The sequence below is a fragment of the Aeromonas sp. CA23 genome, from assembly GCF_002587065.1.
Taxonomy (GTDB): Bacteria; Pseudomonadota; Gammaproteobacteria; order Enterobacterales; family Aeromonadaceae; genus Aeromonas; species Aeromonas bestiarum.
In genome coordinates this window covers 2,948,438-2,964,494 of sequence record NZ_CP023818.1, presented here as the reverse complement: position 1 = coordinate 2,964,494, position 16,057 = coordinate 2,948,438, and the positions used below count along the sequence as shown (strand labels likewise).

15 protein-coding genes are annotated in these 16,057 nt (G+C 60.9%); 7 read left to right on the top strand and 8 right to left on the bottom strand.

What is annotated here, in order from left to right:
* The first annotated feature begins 48 nt into the window (after positions 1 to 48).
* Together yccS and CK910_RS13855 are read left to right on the top strand one after the other, a co-directional pair.
* A complete protein-coding gene (gene yccS / locus CK910_RS13860) occupies positions 49 to 2,202 on the top strand; it encodes a YccS family putative transporter (RefSeq protein WP_098983698.1) in 2,154 nt (717 codons plus the stop codon).
* 24 nt (positions 2,203 to 2,226) lie between these two features.
* Positions 2,227 to 2,571: a TusE/DsrC/DsvC family sulfur relay protein gene (locus CK910_RS13855; RefSeq protein ID WP_043139376.1), complete on the top strand. Its 345-nt coding sequence runs from the start codon at positions 2,227 to 2,229 to the stop codon at positions 2,569 to 2,571.
* Positions 2,572 to 2,669: 98 nt separating this feature from the next.
* Here the strand turns inward: CK910_RS13855 and dedD are convergent, their stop codons facing one another.
* The 7 genes from dedD to CK910_RS13820 all read right to left on the bottom strand — a co-directional run bounded on the left by dedD (position 2,670) and on the right by CK910_RS13820 (position 11,574).
* Positions 2,670 to 3,449 carry a cell division protein DedD gene (gene dedD, locus CK910_RS13850; RefSeq protein WP_098983697.1) on the bottom strand — a complete coding sequence of 260 codons (780 nt, stop codon included), beginning with the start codon at positions 3,447 to 3,449 and terminating at the stop codon, positions 2,670 to 2,672.
* A gap of 99 nt (positions 3,450 to 3,548) precedes the next feature.
* Positions 3,549 to 4,808 (bottom strand): bifunctional tetrahydrofolate synthase/dihydrofolate synthase, encoded by a 1,260-nt coding sequence (folC, locus tag CK910_RS13845; RefSeq protein WP_172955315.1) that lies wholly within the window; start codon positions 4,806 to 4,808, stop codon positions 3,549 to 3,551.
* Positions 4,809 to 4,810: 2 nt separating this feature from the next.
* A complete protein-coding gene (accD, locus tag CK910_RS13840) occupies positions 4,811 to 5,674 on the bottom strand; it encodes an acetyl-CoA carboxylase, carboxyltransferase subunit beta (RefSeq protein WP_042866098.1) in 864 nt (287 codons plus the stop codon).
* A gap of 119 nt (positions 5,675 to 5,793) precedes the next feature.
* A complete protein-coding gene (gene truA / locus CK910_RS13835) occupies positions 5,794 to 6,603 on the bottom strand; it encodes a tRNA pseudouridine(38-40) synthase TruA (protein ID WP_098983695.1) in 810 nt (269 codons plus the stop codon).
* Positions 6,604 to 6,771: 168 nt separating this feature from the next.
* Complete coding sequence (locus tag CK910_RS13830; RefSeq protein WP_098983694.1) at positions 6,772 to 8,940, bottom strand: FimV/HubP family polar landmark protein; 2,169 nt, start codon at positions 8,938 to 8,940, stop codon at positions 6,772 to 6,774.
* Between the two features lie 278 nt (positions 8,941 to 9,218).
* On the bottom strand, positions 9,219 to 10,235 hold the full coding sequence (locus tag CK910_RS13825; protein WP_042866095.1) for an aspartate-semialdehyde dehydrogenase: 1,017 nt from the start codon (positions 10,233 to 10,235) through the stop codon (positions 9,219 to 9,221).
* A gap of 205 nt (positions 10,236 to 10,440) precedes the next feature.
* A complete protein-coding gene (locus CK910_RS13820; protein WP_098983693.1) occupies positions 10,441 to 11,574 on the bottom strand; it encodes a 4-phosphoerythronate dehydrogenase in 1,134 nt (377 codons plus the stop codon).
* Positions 11,575 to 12,084: 510 nt separating this feature from the next.
* Here CK910_RS13820 and CK910_RS13815 point away from each other — a divergent pair.
* Positions 12,085 to 12,807 carry a phosphatase PAP2 family protein gene (locus CK910_RS13815; RefSeq protein WP_098983692.1) on the top strand — a complete coding sequence of 241 codons (723 nt, stop codon included), beginning with the start codon at positions 12,085 to 12,087 and terminating at the stop codon, positions 12,805 to 12,807.
* A gap of 84 nt (positions 12,808 to 12,891) precedes the next feature.
* Here CK910_RS13815 and CK910_RS13810 read toward each other — a convergent pair whose 3' ends face one another.
* Positions 12,892 to 13,722, bottom strand: a complete 831-nt coding sequence (locus CK910_RS13810; protein ID WP_098983691.1) for a MetQ/NlpA family ABC transporter substrate-binding protein — start codon at positions 13,720 to 13,722, stop codon at positions 12,892 to 12,894.
* Between the two features lie 454 nt (positions 13,723 to 14,176).
* On the opposite strand from CK910_RS13810, the gene CK910_RS13805 reads away from it, so the two are divergent.
* From CK910_RS13805 to CK910_RS13790, 4 genes are all read left to right on the top strand, one after another.
* Positions 14,177 to 14,539, top strand: coding sequence for a VOC family protein (locus tag CK910_RS13805; protein ID WP_098983690.1), 363 nt, complete (start codon positions 14,177 to 14,179; stop codon positions 14,537 to 14,539).
* Between the two features lie 75 nt (positions 14,540 to 14,614).
* Positions 14,615 to 15,205 carry a HEPN domain-containing protein gene (locus CK910_RS13800; protein ID WP_098983689.1) on the top strand — a complete coding sequence of 197 codons (591 nt, stop codon included), beginning with the start codon at positions 14,615 to 14,617 and terminating at the stop codon, positions 15,203 to 15,205.
* A gap of 15 nt (positions 15,206 to 15,220) precedes the next feature.
* Positions 15,221 to 15,427 carry a hypothetical protein gene (locus tag CK910_RS13795; RefSeq protein WP_098983688.1) on the top strand — a complete coding sequence of 69 codons (207 nt, stop codon included), beginning with the start codon at positions 15,221 to 15,223 and terminating at the stop codon, positions 15,425 to 15,427.
* Positions 15,428 to 15,678: 251 nt separating this feature from the next.
* A complete protein-coding gene (locus tag CK910_RS13790; protein WP_098983687.1) occupies positions 15,679 to 16,047 on the top strand; it encodes a hypothetical protein in 369 nt (122 codons plus the stop codon).
* Positions 16,048 to 16,057: the final 10 nt, after the last annotated feature.

Below are 16,057 nucleotides of genomic sequence, written 5' to 3'. Positions count from 1 at the left end.
TGACTGACAGTCATATCAATTTTGCTTCGCTCAAGGGTGGTGCCTAGCATGCCCATGGACTTCTCTGGTTTGTTACGCCGACTGCTGACTGACAGTCATATCTATTTCGCCCTCAAGGTGTTGCTGGCCATGGTGGGGCTGCTGGCCTTCACTCTGGCGACGGGCGACATCCAGCTCACTGTGCTGCTCTCCCTCGGGGTGGTGGCCGGCGCCATCGCCGAAACCGACGACAGCCTGTGGGGCCGGGTCAAGAACCTCGGTATGACGCTGCTCTGCTTCCTGTTTGCCTCGCTCTGTGTGCAGTACCTCTTCCCGACGCCCTGGCTGTTTGCCCTCGGACTGGCGGGATCGACCTTCATCTTCGTGATGGTGGGGGCGCTGGGCCAGCGCTACGCCACCATCAGCTTCGGCTCCCTGCTCATCGCCATCTACACCATGCTGGGGGCCGCCAAGGCGCCGGATCTCTTCTACCAGCCGCTGGCGCTCGGCGCGGGCGCACTCTGGTACGGCCTGGTCTCCCTCATCTGGCTCTGGCTGCTGCCCTACAAGACCCTGCACGAGCAGCTGGCCCAGAGCTACTTTGCCCTCGGCCGTTATCTGCTTGAGAAATCCCGCTTCTTTCCGGCGGACGAACACGGCGCCCAGGCCATTCGCCACAATCTGGCCCAGCTCAACATCAATCTGGTCAATGCGCTGACCCTCACCAAATCGGCACTCAACGCCCGCCTCAGCACCCGCCATCAGGCGGCGCCCGAGCTTGCCAGCCTGCTGCGCCTCTACCTGCTGGCGCTGGAGATCCACGAGCGGGCCACCTCCAGCCACTACCCCTACAGCAAACTGGAAGAAGAACTCAAGCAGGGCATAGTCCTCGACGGCTTCCAGGAGGTGTTCCTGCAGCTGTCGGAGGCGTGCCAGCGGCTCGGTTACGCCATCCTGGTGCACAAGCCCTATGCCCACAACAAGCGCATCCACTGGACCCTGGAGGCCCTCGACGATCAGCTGGAGTTCACCCACCTCAAGCAGCACTATCCCAAGACGCTGCTGACGCCGATGAAGTTCCTGCGCCGCAACCTGGCCAGCATCAACCAGCTGCTGGGCAGTGCCGAAGAGCTGCAAAACCCGACCCAGGCACAGGCAAGTCTGCCGGCCCTGGCACGCCCGCCCCGCCTGCCGCTGCTGACCCAGCTCAAGCAGCACCTGACCCCGAACTCCATGGTGTTCCGCCACGCCCTGCGCCTGTCGCTCGGGTTGGTGGTGGGTTACGGCATACTGCAGGCCTTCAATCTGGACAAGGGTTACTGGATCCTGCTGACGGTACTGTTCGTCTGCCAGCCGAGCTACAGCGCCACCCGTCGCCGGCTGGTGCAGCGCATGCTCGGCACCTTCGCCGGTCTGCTGGTGGGGATCCCCGTGCTCTGGCTCTTCCCCGAGCTGCATGTCCAGCTGGTGGTGATGGGGCTGGCGGCCTTCCTGTTCTTCACCCAGGTGCGCAGCAACTACAGCGCCGCCGTCTGCTTCATCACCCTCTATGTGCTGATGGCGTTCAACCTGCTGGACGGCATAGGGTTTGCCATCCTGGGGCCGCGCATGCTAGATACCTTCCTCGGCTGCCTGCTCTCCTATGCCCTGGTGGCCTGGCTCTGGCCAGACTGGCAGTACAAGCGGCTGCCGACCCTGATCGCCAACTCACTGTCAGCCAACGCCCGCTATCTGGCGGCCGTGCTCGCCAGCCTGCAGCAGCAAAGAGATGAATCCATCGACTACCGGGTGGCCCGCAAGAGCGCCCATCTGGCGGACAGCGAGCTGGCCATGGCCTGGCAGAGCATGCTGGTGGAGCCGCAGAAGCGTCGCCGCTTCCTCGATCTCTGCTTCACCCTCACCTGGCGCAATCACGCCCTGCTCTCCTACATCTCGGCGCTGGGCGCCCATCGCGACAAGCTGGAAGCCATAGGCGAGCTCGACGAGATCAGCCGCCACCTGAGCCATACCCTGGAGCGGGCCGCCGGTCACCTGGCGGGGGAGATGCCGGCGCAGATCGAGGGCCAGTGCCCTGTGATAACCCCGGACAGCAGCGAGGAGCAGCTGATGCTGACCCAGCAGCTCACCCTCATCAGCCAGCTGGCGGACGAATTGCTTACCCTGGCCAACGAGAGCCGGTTGCTCACCGGGGATCAAGGCGCTACCATGCCCGCCCAATCCTGATAGCCCCTTTGCGAGGAGCCCCTTATGTCTGAAAAACATCAGCTGGCATTCAACGGCCAGACCATCGACACCGATGCCAAGGGCTATCTGCTCAACAGCAGCGACTGGAGCGAGGAGCTGGCGCAGGTGCTGGCCGAGCAGGAAGGGATAGTGCTGGAGGAGCCCCACTGGGAAGTGGTGCGTTTCGTGCGCGCCTTCTATCTGGAGTTCAACACCTCCCCCGCCATTCGCGCCCTGGTCAAGGCGATGGAGAAGCAGTATGGCCCCGAGAAGGGCAACAGCCGCTATCTCTACAAGCTGTTCCCGGAAGGGCCCGCCAAGCAGGCCACCAAGATAGGCGGCCTGCCCAAACCGGTGAAATGCATCTAAAAACCGGCCCGACCTCTCGCTGAGAGACCATGAACAGGTTCTAAAAAAATACCGCGCCGAGGCGCGGTATTTTTTATTCGGCGTTCGTCAAACCCGCATCAGGGGTTGTAAGCCACCACTGAACCGCTGAGCCCCGTCATCTGGCCGATGCGACCCTGCATGCCCTGCAGCTTGGCCTTGGAGACATCCGGCCCGATGAAGACGCGGTTGAGCTGACCCTGCACCGGCGTTCTCGGCGAGGTGTGGGCCGAGTAGCCCGCCGCCCGCAACTTGCCCACCAGGGCATTGACGCTGTCGACGTTCTTGAAGGCGCCGAGCTGCAGGATCCAGCTGCCCTGAGCAGCCGCGGCCGCGGCGGGTGCCGGGGTGGCTGCCTGCGGTGTCATCTTGCTCGCAATGAGATCATCCATCGACTTGATCTGACCCGCCTGCGGCTTGGTCTCCACCGGTTTTTTCACTTCCACCGGCTTGGGCGGTACCGGCTTTGGCTTGGGCGGCTCGACCGGCTTCTTGGCGATCACCTCGGGCTTGGGCTTGACGACCGGCTGAGTCACCGGCTTGGTGGCAGGCGGCTGGGTCTGCGTCGCCGGGGTCTTGTTGGCCGCGAGCGTGACCGGATCCGCAACCTCCTCGACCTGCCACTGCTCGGCAGCAGAGGCCTGCTGCTGGCTGGCCAGATGTTCCGCCGGCAAGGCGCTGGCGGCTGAGACCTGCAGCGCCGGTTTGGCGGGTTCCAGCTCGGGGCGCAGCGGGATCTTGGCAAACGCCTCTTCCTTTTGCTCCAGCTTGTGGCCGTCCATCAGATCCGGCAGAAAAATGACAACCAGGGCCACCAGGATGACGGTCCCCACTAATCTGTTCTGAAACTTCGAAGCCAAGTTAATTCCTACCCATGTTGCTTAGCCTATGACACGCAGACGAGGGACTGGCCCGGGAAAACAGACCCGAAGCCGTGCCATTCAACCTGTCAGTGCCGATCAGGACGCAGTGCCCGCCAGAATGTCGGCGACAGTGTAAAACGAACCAAACACAATGACCATATCATCAGGACTCGATGCGGCCAATGCGGTCTGATAGGCGGCCGTGACGCTATCAAAACGCTGAGCAAGGCCTTTGCCCTCCCCCAGCGCGGCAGCGAGCTGCTCGGCACTGGCGGCGCGCGGGCCGGTCAGGCTGGCCAGATACCACTCGCCAATCAGGCCGTCGAGCTCGGCAAGCGACCCCGCCATGTCCTTGTCTTTGAGCATGCCGACCACCGCGCGGCGCACACCTGCGCAGGGAATGTGGCGCAGCTGGCTGGCCAGATAGGCCGCCGAATGGGGATTGTGGGCCACATCGACGATGACCAGGGGCTCGCTTTGCAGCCGTTGCATTCGCCCCGCCAGCCTGGCATTCGCCAGACCTTGCCGGATGGCAGACTCCGGCAGCGGCAAGCCGAGTGATTCCAGCGCCGCCAGCACGGTGACAGCGTTCATCAGCGGCAGGGCTGGTTTGGGCAGATCCCGCCACTGGTTGAGGCCGTGGTAATCCCAGCCGGTGTCATGCTCATCGCCATGGAAGTCGCGGCCAACCTGACGCAGGCAGGCGCCGAGGCGCTGCGCCTCTGAGGCTATGGTCGCCGGCGGGTTGGGCTCGCCGCTGATGGCGGGTTTGCCGGCGCGGTACACCCCGGCCTTCTCCACTGCCACCGCTTCGCGGGTATCTCCCAGCCAGTCGCAGTGATCGAGCGCGATGGAGGTGATCATGGCCACATCGGACTCCACCACATTGGTGGCATCGAGCCGACCGCCCAGCCCCACTTCCAGCAGCAGCACATCCGGCGCGGCGCGGCAGAAGAGCCACAAGCCCGCCAGGGTGGCGAACTCGAAGAAGGTGAGCGCTATCTCGCCGCGGGCCGCTTCCACCTCGGCAAAGGCGGCGCAGTGATCGCCGTCAGCCAGCTCGGCGCCGTCGATGCGCACCCGCTCGGTAAAGCGCAGCAGATGGGGGGAGGAGTAGACGCCGACCTTGTAGCCGGCGGCCATCAATATGCTGGCCGCCATGGCACAGCTGGAGCCCTTGCCGTTGGTGCCCGCCACAGTAATCACCTTGAACGGCAGTTGGGTAAGACCCATGCGCCGGGCGACGGCACCGACCCGATCCAGCCCCATGTCGATGTTGACCGGGTGGATCTGCTCCAAATAAGAAAGCCAGTCGACCAGCGACCGGCTTTGGGATTGTTGCATGTTTGAACTCATCTTCACTCTTCGATGACGTGAGTATTCAGCATTTTGGCGAGCAGGCTGGCCAGACGGTTGCGCATCTCGCGGCGATCTATGATGAGATCGATGGCGCCCTTCTCCAGCAGGAACTCGGAGCGCTGGAAGCCTTCCGGCAGTTTCTCGCGCACCGTCTGCTCGATGACGCGCGGGCCGGCAAAGCCGATCAGCGCCTTGGGCTCGCCCACGTTGATGTCACCCAGCATGGCCAGACTGGCGGAGACGCCCCCCATGGTGGGGTCGGTCAGCACAGAGATATAGGGCAGACCCGCCTTGGTAAGCCGGTCCAACGCAGCACTGGTCTTGGCCATCTGCATCAGGGAGAAGAGCGCTTCCTGCATGCGGGCACCGCCGGAGGCGGAGAAGCAGACCAGACCGCGGCCTTCTTTGATGCTCTCCTCGACGGCACGCACGAAACGGGCACCGACCACGGAGGACATGGAGCCACCGATGAAGGAGAACTCGAATGAACAGGCGACGACCGGCACCCCCTTGAGGGTCCCCTTCATCACCACCAGCGCATCTTTTTCTCCCGTCTCTTTCTGAGCGGCAGACAAACGATCCTTGTAGCGCTTGGAATCCTTGAATTTCAAGACATCCTGCGGCTCCAGCTCGGCACCGATCTCGGTGCGGCCCTGCTCATCGAGAAAACTCTCGAGACGGGCACGAGCGCTGATGCGCATATGATGATCACACTTGGGGCACACTTCGAGATTGCGCTCCAACTCTGCCCGGTAGAGCACCTGTTCACAAGCACTGCACTTGGTCCACACCCCTTCCGGAATGTTGTGACGACGAGGTGTAGTGATCTTGCTCTTGGGAAGGATCTTCTCAAGCCAGCTCATGGAATTCCTTAATGCTTTTGTGCCTGACAAAACGCATCGAGCCTAGATTGTTCAATGACTTAATAGCTCGATGGCAATAAATGACGGATCATTAAACCACAAATTTTCGGGGCCAGTTACTAAAAACTGGTCGTACCCGGTGCCGAGTCCGGCAGCCAGAGCGGGCCGAGCGGCAACTGCGGCAGGGCGAATTCAGCCGGGTAATCCACGTCCACCAGATAGAGGCCACCGGCCTTGGCGGTGGGCCCGGCCAGGTTGCGATCCTTGGCGGCCAGCACCTCGGCAATCCACTCCACAGGTTTGAGTCCCTGCCCCACCAGCAGCAGGGAGCCGGTGATGTTGCGCACCATGTGGTGCAAGAAGGCGTTGGCCTTGATGTCGAGCACGATGTAGGGGCCGGAGCGGCTGACGCACAGATGCGTCACATTGCGCCACGGGGTGTTGGACTGGCAGGCAACGGCGCGGAAGGTGCTGAAGTCGTGCTCCCCCAGCAGGCTCTGGCCCGCCTGGTGCATCAGCTCGGCATCTATGGCCTCGTGGTAGTGGCTGACGCCGCTGCCGAGGATCGCCGGACGGTAGTTGTGGTTGTAGATGACATAACGGTAGCGACGGGCGGTGGCGCTGAAGCGGGCGTGGAAGCTCTCGTCCACCTGCTTGACCCAGCGCACGGCGATGTCCGGCGGCAGGTTGGAGTTGAGCCCCAGGGTCCAGGCCCCTTCGGCACGGTTCGCCTCGGTATCGAAGTGGATCACCTGACCTGTGGCATGAACGCCGGCATCGGTGCGACCGGCGCACTGGATGGAGACAGGGTGGTTGGCAATCCGGCTGAGGGCCTTCTCCAGCTCGGCCTGCACGCTGATCACTTCTCGCTGACGCTGCCAGCCGAAATACCGGCTGCCGTCATATTCAATACCTATGGCAATTCGCATGGATAACACTTGTCTTATGGTGAAAGAAGGGCGGTAAAAGAAACGGGGCGGATTATACGCGCTCAGGCTGAAAAGTCCCAAAAACCACATCCCGCTCGATACAGGACCCCAATAGAGAAGGGCAGCCTGCCGGCTGCCCTTCGTTACCTGATCACATCATGCGAGGGGTTACCCCAGCCGCTTGAGCAACTTCTCGGCCTCGGCGCGCTGGTGATCCGTGCCCTGCTCCGCCGCCTCTTGCAGCAGCTCGCGAGCGCTATCCTTGTCATCGATCTCGAGGTAAGCGCGGGCCAGATCCAGCTTGGCCCCCACGCCGCCGTCGTCGGCATCCACATCAAACCCGGTGGATTCCGGCAACACCTCGGGGAAACCATCCAGCCCCACATCCAGCGAGAAGCCCTGATAAGGCTCCTGCTCAATGGTGCTGGCATCGGCCTCGGCCAGCAGCTTGTCGATCTCGACGTAGCCGCTCTCCTGCGCCTGTTCCCGTGGCTTCACGTCGCCCTGATGGGATTCCACCTCGGCGAAGGCATCCTCAAAATCGGAGAGCGCCAGTTCGTTGGGATCCCACTCCAGATCCGGCTCGGCCGCCTTGCCCTTGGCCGGTGCCAACCCCAGTTCCGCCAGCATCTCGTCGGCGCTGGTATCGGCGGCGCTCTGCTGCGCACTCTCCTTGCCAGCGGCAGGCTCGGCAAAGGCGCTTTCGAAGTCGCTCAGGTCAAAGGAGGCCAGCTCCTCGTCGCTGACCACGGGCTCGGCATCCGGCTGGCCGTCATCGTCGGCATCCAGATCCAGATCGGCGGTGAGATCGGCGTCCAGCTCGGCAAACAGCGCGGCCTGCAGCTCCTCTTCACTCATGACCTCATGACCGCCCTTGGGCGGGTTGAACTCGCTGGCGAGATCGAGATCCGGCCCGGCATCGAGCTCGATGGACTCGTCATGGGCGAGATCCAGCTCGGGCACCAGATCCGGGTCACGGATGGCAGCCTTGGCGGCCGGGGCAGGTTCCGGCTCGAAACTGGCCAGATCCATCTCGCCATCGTCGCTGAACACCAGATCGGCCGGCGCCTCTGGCTCGGCCACCGCCATATAACCATCAGGCGTGTTGAGATCCGGTCTCGGCCGCATCGGCTCCTCGTCCGCGATGCCGACCGTCATCAGTTCGTCAAATTCGCCGCTCTCCTGATCCATGACCATGGCGGTGGATTCGGACAGGCTCTTCTCCTGCTCCTCCAGCTCGCGACGTGCACGGGCCCGCAGCCAGAGCGTGACCAGCGCCAGCACCAGCAACACGGGCAGCAGTATGATCATCGCCAGGTTGAGCGGCGAGGCGAGCAGGTCCATCAGCCAGTTCTGCTTGGGCTCGGGAGCCGCCGCCACCGGCGGTACCGGCTTGGCTTTCAACTCGGCAATCTCTTTTTGCAGCGCAGTCTGATCCAGCAGCTGGGCCTTGAGGGTCTCCACCTCTTCGGTCAGGGATTGCAGGCGCAGCTTGAGCCTGTGGTTCATCTCAGTGACCTGACCGAGCTGGGCATTGGCATCTTCCAGCGCCAGCGCCATCTCGGTGGAGGGCTTGCCGACCGGTTTGCCCACATCGGCCGGCAGCGGAGCAGGTGCGCTAGCACTGGCGGCGCTGGTTGTTGCTGCCTGGCTTGGTACGGGTTCGGCCGCCTTGGCAACCTCTTTGACCTCGGTGGCCGGTTGTGGCGTGGTCACCTTGGGTACGGGCGCAGGAATGGGGGCGGCCTTGGGCGCAGTCGCCTTGGCAGGCGCGGCGGCAACCTTGGTCTCCGCCGGCTTGGCCGGCTGGGCATGTTTGTTGGCCAGGTATTTCGGGCTCAGCCCTTTCCAGCTGGCGTTGTCGCTGTTGAAACGCTGACGAGCCTGCGCATCCGTGATGACGCTGGCCTCGGCGGCGCTTGGCAGCTGAATGCGGGATCCCACCAGTATGTGGTTGATGTTGCCATCGGCAAAACTGCGGGGATTCTTCTCGTAGATCGCCACCATGGTCTGGTAGACGCTCACCTTGTTGGAGGGGCGGTACTTGCTCGCCAGACTCCAGAGGGTATCGGTGGGACGGATCGGGCCATAACTGCCGGCATTGCTGGTCGCAACCTGCCGCACTATGGGCTGGGCCCTGGCCTGGCTGGGTTGGGACGTGGCGCGGGGAGCGGCGACGGGTTGCGCCAGCGGCTGGGAATTGACGGCAGGCGGAGCCGGTTCGTCCGGGCCCTTGAGCTCAACAAAAAAAGGCTCCCGCGCCGAGTCTTCAGCCTGGGCGGTGCCCAGCAGACCCAATGCGAGTAGCGTTGCCAATGTTATGCGGGAATGTCCCATATTCGTTCCTTCGTATGACGGCCCTATCGCATTGAAAAATCTGGATAGTTACCCCAAAACAGTCGGTTCAATATAAATCAGGCTCAGGTTGCAAGCCAGCAGTCCGACACATTTAGCACCCAACTTGTTTCTGAGTGTAGGAAAAAACTTAATCAGTTGATATCGCGAAAAATTCTCGGGGCCATAGAGTGCGGCCCCGGTCACATCCACACCGCATGCGGGTGGCAGGTTTCACGCCCGATGGGGCTCCTTCCCCATCGGGCCAGCCGATCCGCGGATTAGAGGTAATCGCGCACCAGCAGCTCGGCAATCTGCACGCTGTTGGTCGCGGCACCCTTACGAACGTTATCGGCCACGATCCACATATTGATACCACTCGGGTGAGAAATATCCTGACGGACCCGGCCGACCAGCACCTCATCCTTGCCGGTGGCGTCGCGCACCGGGGTCGGATAGTCAGCTTCGTCATCGAACAGGGTGACGCCGGGGGCATTGCGCAGCAGCTCCTTGACCTGATCCGCATCCAGCGGCTGGTGCAGCTCGACGTGGACCGCCTCGGCGTGACCGTAGAACACGGGCACCCGCACACAGGTGGGGTTCACGGCTATGCTGGCATCTCCCAGGATCTTCTGGGTTTCCCACACCATCTTCATCTCTTCACGGGTGTAGCCGTTGTCGGTGAAGCTGTCGATCTGCGGAATGAGGTTGAAGGCGATCTGCTGCGGGTAGAGGGTCGGCTCCACCGGACGGCCGTTGAGCAGCTGCGCGGTCTGGCCGGCCAGCTCGCTCACCCCCTCCTTGCCTGAGCCGGAGACGGACTGATAGGTCGCCACGTTGATGCGGGCTATGCCCACCTCGTCGTGCAGCGGCTTGAGCGCCACCAGCATCTGGATGGTGGAGCAGTTCGGGTTGGCGATGATGTTGCGGTTGCGAAAATCGGCCAGCGCGTCCGGGTTCACTTCCGGGATCACCAGCGGGATGTCTGCGTCGTAACGGAAGCAGGAGGTGTTGTCGATGACGATGCAGCCATGCTCGGCGGCGATGGGCGCCCACTTGGCAGAGACCTCGGCCCCGGCGGAGAAGAGCGCTATCTGCACCTGGCTCCAGTCAAACTCTTCCACGTCCTTGATCTCGAGGTTCTTGCCACCAAAGCGCACCGTATCACCGGCGCTGCGGCTGGAGGCCAGCGGATAGAGGGTGCCGACCGGGAAGGCGCGCTCCTCCAGAATTTCGATCATGGCCTGACCCACGGCGCCGCTGGCGCCCAATACCGCTACGTTGAATTGCTGACTCACTGATGTTCTCTCCTGTGGAATTACCCATGGATGGCGCCGGTGAACCGCCGCTATCCATGGTGTCGCTGACGCACGCTGGCATCACAGTTGGCAGGCTGACCTGCCCGATAGGGGATTTGGCATCATGCCAAACCGGACAAGGGCGGAACCGGGTGTGGCACAGGATCCGCCCATTTTCTGGTGTTGAATTCGGGATTGAGCCGACTCACTCGGCCTGAATGCCAAAGCCGAGCCGGGCCAGGGTATCGCCGGCGAAAGGGCCGCAGACATGCAAGGAGGATAGCTCGCGCCGCTCCGGGTAGTGTTTGCGCTGTTCATCGAAACTGCCGGGCAGCTCAATCCGGTTGCGAAAGCGGGCATCGTCGCGACGCACGTCATAAATGAGGTGCACCAGCTGCTTGATCAACGCCTGATCCGCCGGTTGACCCGGTGTCAGTGCGCGCACCTCGGGGGCTGGCAGCAAGGATTGCAGATCCTGGCGCGCCGGGCGGCCCAGCTGCTGGCACAGAGCCTGATAGAGCATCCAGGTGCCGCGCGCCTTGCCCTCCAGGCTGTAGCCTGCGATGTGAGGGGTCGCTATCTCGGTATGGGGCACCAGGGCACGCAGTGGCTCTGGCTCCCCTTCCCACACATCCATCACCAGCCGCAGGGGCTCAGGCCTTTGTTGGCGAACAAGCAGCGCCTGGTTGTCCCACACCTCGCCACGGGAGGCGTTGACGAGGATCTGCCCGGCTGGTCGCGCGGCGATCACCCGCTCATCCAGCAGGTGGAAAGTGGCATCCGGCCCCTCGCGGGTGATGGGCACGTGGAAGCTGACGATGTCGGCGCCAAGGGCGCTCTGGTAGTCGACAAACGCCCCCGCTTCACCCGCCTGCGCGGCGGCCCGGGCGCGCGGCGGATCGCAGCGCAGCACCCGCATGCCGAGGGCCTCGGCCTTGCCCGCCACGCATTCACCGGTGTTGCCGGCGCCTATGACGGCGAGGCTCATCTCGCTCAAATTGAGCTCATGACGCTCGGCCAGCACCAGCAAGGCACTCAGCACATAGTCACCGACCGAATACTTGTTGCAGCCGGGCGCACTGAAGAAGGGAATGCCCCGCTCGGCCAGCAGCGCCTTGTCTACGTGATCCGTGCCTATGGTGGCGGTGCCGACGAACCCGAGCCGCGGGCTGGTGGCGAGGAGCTCGGCATCGACCCGGGTCACGGAGCGCACCAGCAGCACATCGGCATCTTGCAGATCCGCCGCCTGCATCTGTCGTCCTGGCAGGGGGATCACCTCGCCAAATTCGGCAAACAACTCGAGGGCGTGGGGCATATTTTCATCAACGACGATCTTCATCGGGCTCTCTCACTTCGCAACCGGCCACAGGCGCGCCATTCTAGCCCAAACCAACCGAATTTTCAGATGCTTATTCGCCCCTGCCCTTTCACCACACTCGCTCCGCCCGGCCGGCCCAAAGCGGCCAGATGCCCAGATGCGGGTTCGCCCATGTCCTTTCACCACAGTCGATCCGCCCAGCCGGCCCAAAGCGGTCAGATGCCCGGATGCGGGTTCGCCCATGCCCTTTCACCACACTCGCTCCACCAAGCCGGCCCAAAGCGGCCAGATGCCCAGATGCGGGTTCGCCCATGCCCCTTCACCACAGTCGATCCACCAGACCGGCCCAAGCCGCCAAGATGTTCAGATGCTGCCGCCCCATGCCCATATCGCCATCTCGGCCCGAGCCACACTCATTTGTAACCCCATGTTACAGTCCGGTCGGTGCGACTTGACCGACAAGCCGAGGCTGGCACAATGGCGCCTCTTTTTTATCTGCCCCTGTTACACGCACCCGTTACGAGCCCTGTTATGCCGACTCATGCCTCTTCGTTGCCGCGCCGCCAGGTGCTTGGTTTCAGCGCCGCCCTGATACTACCGCTGCTGCTGCTGACCTGCCTTCCCTGGCAGCCCTTTATGAGCAACGCTCTGCAATCGGGCTGGCTGTGGTGGCCCTACGCCCTCACCCGCATGGTGGATCTGCCCGGCCTCGCCGTCAGCATCGCCGCCCTCTTGCTGCTGACCCGACACAAGCTGACGCTGAGCCTGCCCGCCACGCTGGCCCTCGGTGGCGCCCTGTTTGCCGTGCTGGCGGGAGACTGGGCCATCAAGAGCCTGGTCAAACACCTGACCCAGGAGCCGCGCCCCTATCTGATCTGGCTGGAGAGCCAGAACCTGATCCCCGCCATCCAGCAGTTCTACGCCAGCAAGGTGGAAGTACGCAGCGAGCAGGTGCATGCGGCCAGCCTCTTGCTGGCCCTGCCCGAGTGGCTCGGCAACCACTGGCAGGCGGAGGTGAACTACGCCTTCCCCTCCGGCCACAGCATCGCCGCCATGAGCCTGGCACAGTTCTTCGGCCTGATCTGGCTGGCCCGCGCCCCCGCCGGGGTCTGGCTGCTGCCGCTGTGGGCGCTGGGCATAGGCCTGTCACGCATGCTGATCGGCATGCACTGGCCGCTGGACGTGCTGGCGAGCGCCCTGCTTGGCAGCCTGACCGCACTCGTTGCCGCCCGCTGGTGGCTGCACCGCTACTGACGCCTGTGACGACGCCAACAAAAACGGGCACCTTCTGGTGCCCGTTTTTGTTGATGCGATAGCGTCACATACCCATGGCCATGCTCAGTTGCTGGCGCTCTGCCCCTGCCAGCCCTCTGGATATTTGTAACCCACGAAACGCTTGGCGGCATAGGCCTTGAATTCGGGGGAGTTGTAGGCCGCCGCCACGTCCTTGGCAAAGGGCTGCCCGGCATCGGCGCTTTTCACCACCACCCAGTTGATGAAGTTGTAGCTGCGCTCGAGGAACAGGCCCTCGCTGAACGCAATGCCGCTGGAGGCGGCGAAGTTGCCGTTGATGACGGAGAAGTCCACATCTTCCCGCGAACGCGGCAGTTGCGCTGCTTCCAGCTGGATCAGCTTGATATTGTGCGGATTTTTCGCCACATCAAACTCGCTCGCCTTGAGCGGATTGATCCCCTCCTTGAGGGTGAGCCAGCCCAGATCCTGCAGCATCAGCAGAGCCCGCGCCTGATTGGTCGGATCGTTGGGAATGGCGACCGTGCTCCCTTCTTTCAGAGCCTTCAGCTCGCCCAGCTTGCCGGCGTAGAGCCCCATGGGACCGGTCGGCACCTGGGTGATGGGAGCCAGCGACAGGCCCCTGTCTTTTGAGAAACTCTCCAGATAGGGTTTGTGCTGGAAGCAGTTCACGTCGAGCGAGCCATCGGCCAGCGCGATATTGGGGGTCACGTAGTCGGTGAACTCCACCAGTTTGACCTTGTAGCCCTTGGCCTCCAGCTGCGGCTTGATGGAGTCGGTCACCATGTCGGCAAAGTCCCCGACTGTCGTGCCAATCACTATCTCTTTCTTGGCCGGATCGGCGGCAAGAACGGAAAACGGCAGGCTGCTGGCCAGCAGTGCCAGCGCGGAGAGGGTGAAGAAGGAACGACGCTGCATAAGAAACTCCCTGTCAACATGATCAAAACGGTGGCCTATGATGGCGCTTGCCACCATGGATATATTCGCCACAACCATCTAGCCATCCAAACGGCTAATTAATGCCACCATAACAGAGCCTCTTCCCGTCGCCAAGCAACAAAACAGGGCAAGCTTAACCGAGCGGCAGCTAAGCCCGGCTTTCAACCCGGTTGGGCTATCGTGCAGAAAATCTTTGATAAACCACACAGTTATTGTTTTTGCCCCCTCCCCAAACCGGCCGCAACTGGCTTATTGTGGCCATTCGGTACCCTTTTTCGTCAGGGTGCCAGGTGCGCTTTGTCGGGCTCACCCTGCGGAAGAAGGTGCACACTGGAGGCGTCATTCAGGGGCGGTAGCGGCTATGTTGGCACCAGACCCCTTATCACTCGCAATTAACAGGAGATCGTCTTGTTCAACCAGCCAAGGAGTTGCCGTGATCGATCACGTTGAAATCAAGACAGTGCATTTTGACGACTGCAAGCGCTTCTACCAAACCGTACTCCGCCCATTGCATATGGAACTCAAGTGGACAGATGATGCTGCTGCCGGTTTTGGCCTGATCGGTCGTGACAAGGTGAGCTTTTTAATCGAAAGGTTCGAGCAAAATACCCCCTGCCATCTCGCCTTCAGCGCCACGACTCGGGCACAAGTCGATGCTTTTCACTTGACAGGTATTCAAGCGGGCTTTCGCTGTAACGGACAACCAGGACCTCGTGCTCACTATGCTCCTGATTATTACGCCGCATTCTTGCTTGATCCGGATGGGAATAATGTAGAGGTAGTGGTATATATTTAATGATGATACAGGTCGATGTCGAGCAGCTCTAAATACAGGAACAAGAAACTAACGTTACCAACAGGGACAAGGAATATGTCAAAAGCGATTCAAGGATTTGAATACTCAATTAAAGATGCTGAAGAGCTGCTAGCCCATTTTGATGGTATCAATGCCAATCCACCACCACCCAGCAGTGAGGTTTTAAAACGAGCCGGGCTAGTAATGGCACTCACCGCTTGGGAAACCTATGTGGAGGACCGGCTGGTTGAGGAAATGCATAAAAAGCTAGCCATAGTGCAGGGCAGTTACTTGGGTGATTTCATCCTGAAAAAATTACATACAGATTTAAAATCCTTTCATAATCCAAGCTCAGATAAAACGAAAAAAATATTTATGGATTATTTTGGGTTTGATGTGACAGAGGGGTGGCACTGGTCTAACTACGAACCAGAAAAAGCCCGCTCAACACTTAATCAATGGATCAAAAAGCGCGGTGAAGCCGCGCATCGCTCAAAGCCTATCAACACTGGCGTAGCCGCTCCTCATCTTATAAAACGTGATGAACTAGAGAAAGTGATCCGATTTATCAGAGATCTGGTCAAGTCTACCGACTGTTATATCAATGAAAAGATTGATCTGCACCATGCGACTGCTTTCGAACGTCAAAACCAGCTTTCAACCTGACTGAGGAGTCAACAAATGGAATGGATAGTTGCAATAATTATTTTTGTCATAATAGGTGTCGTTTTTGGAAAACCATCATCTTGCAGTATTTGTGGCCAGTCTATAAAGAAGACATATTATAAGTGGACAATCGATGAAAAGAAGCAAACACTTTGTCCAAAATGTAATTCACAGATGGAGCGGAAAGTTAGCAAGGAAGCATTTAATCGTCGTTTTGGTTAATGATTCTCCGCTGGCTAACAAACCGATATTGAGTACTTCAACAGGCGTTCCACCTCTTTAGTTGTCACTACATTTACAATTTGAATTACTTTATTTTTGACCGGCGCTGGCATTGCGGGTAGGTTTATGGGCCTTATCGACAGGGTGCCGTGACTCACATTTTATACGTCACCATGTCAATGGCGAACGGCATGGAAGGCACGCCAGATCACGAGCAGGGAGCAAGACCACACCCTATTCAAGGAGTATTCATGAGCCCCAAACAACAGCTGATCGCCAAAGGCATCTTTATCGCTTCGACGCTTTTTTCTTTGGCCATGATAGCGTTTGTTGCATGGTCCGTCGTCACGGTCAGCCCGCTGCACCCGGCCGGATCAGCCCCGTCACAGGGGGTCAGCATCGGCCTAGCACTGGCCATCGGGCTGTTTGTCATGGCATTCAACTATGTGGCCTATCGCGGGCTCACCGAGCCGGTGAAGGGCTTCAAAGTTGTCTTCTGGTGCTTTATCGCGCTGCATCTGTTTGCCTTGCCGATCGGTACCGCCATCGCGCTGACCCTCATCTATCTGTGGAACCAGTCGCGTACATCTGTCATCCGTCCACTGGGCGCCACCCACTGACCTGACCCAG

Coding starts and splice junctions, on each gene's coding strand:
- yccS (WP_098983698.1), top strand. CDS start 49: ATGCCCATGGACTTCTCTGGTTTGTTACGCCGACTGCTGACTGACAGT.
- CK910_RS13855 (WP_043139376.1), top strand. CDS start 2,227: ATGTCTGAAAAACATCAGCTGGCATTCAACGGCCAGACCATCGACACC.
- folC (WP_172955315.1), bottom strand. CDS start 4,808: ATGAGTTCAAACATGCAACAATCCCAAAGCCGGTCGCTGGTCGACTGG.
- accD (WP_042866098.1), bottom strand. CDS start 5,674: ATGAGCTGGCTTGAGAAGATCCTTCCCAAGAGCAAGATCACTACACCT.
- truA (WP_098983695.1), bottom strand. CDS start 6,603: ATGCGAATTGCCATAGGTATTGAATATGACGGCAGCCGGTATTTCGGC.
- CK910_RS13830 (WP_098983694.1), bottom strand. CDS start 8,940: ATGGGACATTCCCGCATAACATTGGCAACGCTACTCGCATTGGGTCTG.
- CK910_RS13820 (WP_098983693.1), bottom strand. CDS start 11,574: ATGAAGATCGTCGTTGATGAAAATATGCCCCACGCCCTCGAGTTGTTT.
- CK910_RS13815 (WP_098983692.1), top strand. CDS start 12,085: ATGCCGACTCATGCCTCTTCGTTGCCGCGCCGCCAGGTGCTTGGTTTC.
- CK910_RS13810 (WP_098983691.1), bottom strand. CDS start 13,722: ATGCAGCGTCGTTCCTTCTTCACCCTCTCCGCGCTGGCACTGCTGGCC.
- CK910_RS13800 (WP_098983689.1), top strand. CDS start 14,615: ATGTCAAAAGCGATTCAAGGATTTGAATACTCAATTAAAGATGCTGAA.
- CK910_RS13795 (WP_098983688.1), top strand. CDS start 15,221: ATGGAATGGATAGTTGCAATAATTATTTTTGTCATAATAGGTGTCGTT.
- CK910_RS13790 (WP_098983687.1), top strand. CDS start 15,679: ATGAGCCCCAAACAACAGCTGATCGCCAAAGGCATCTTTATCGCTTCG.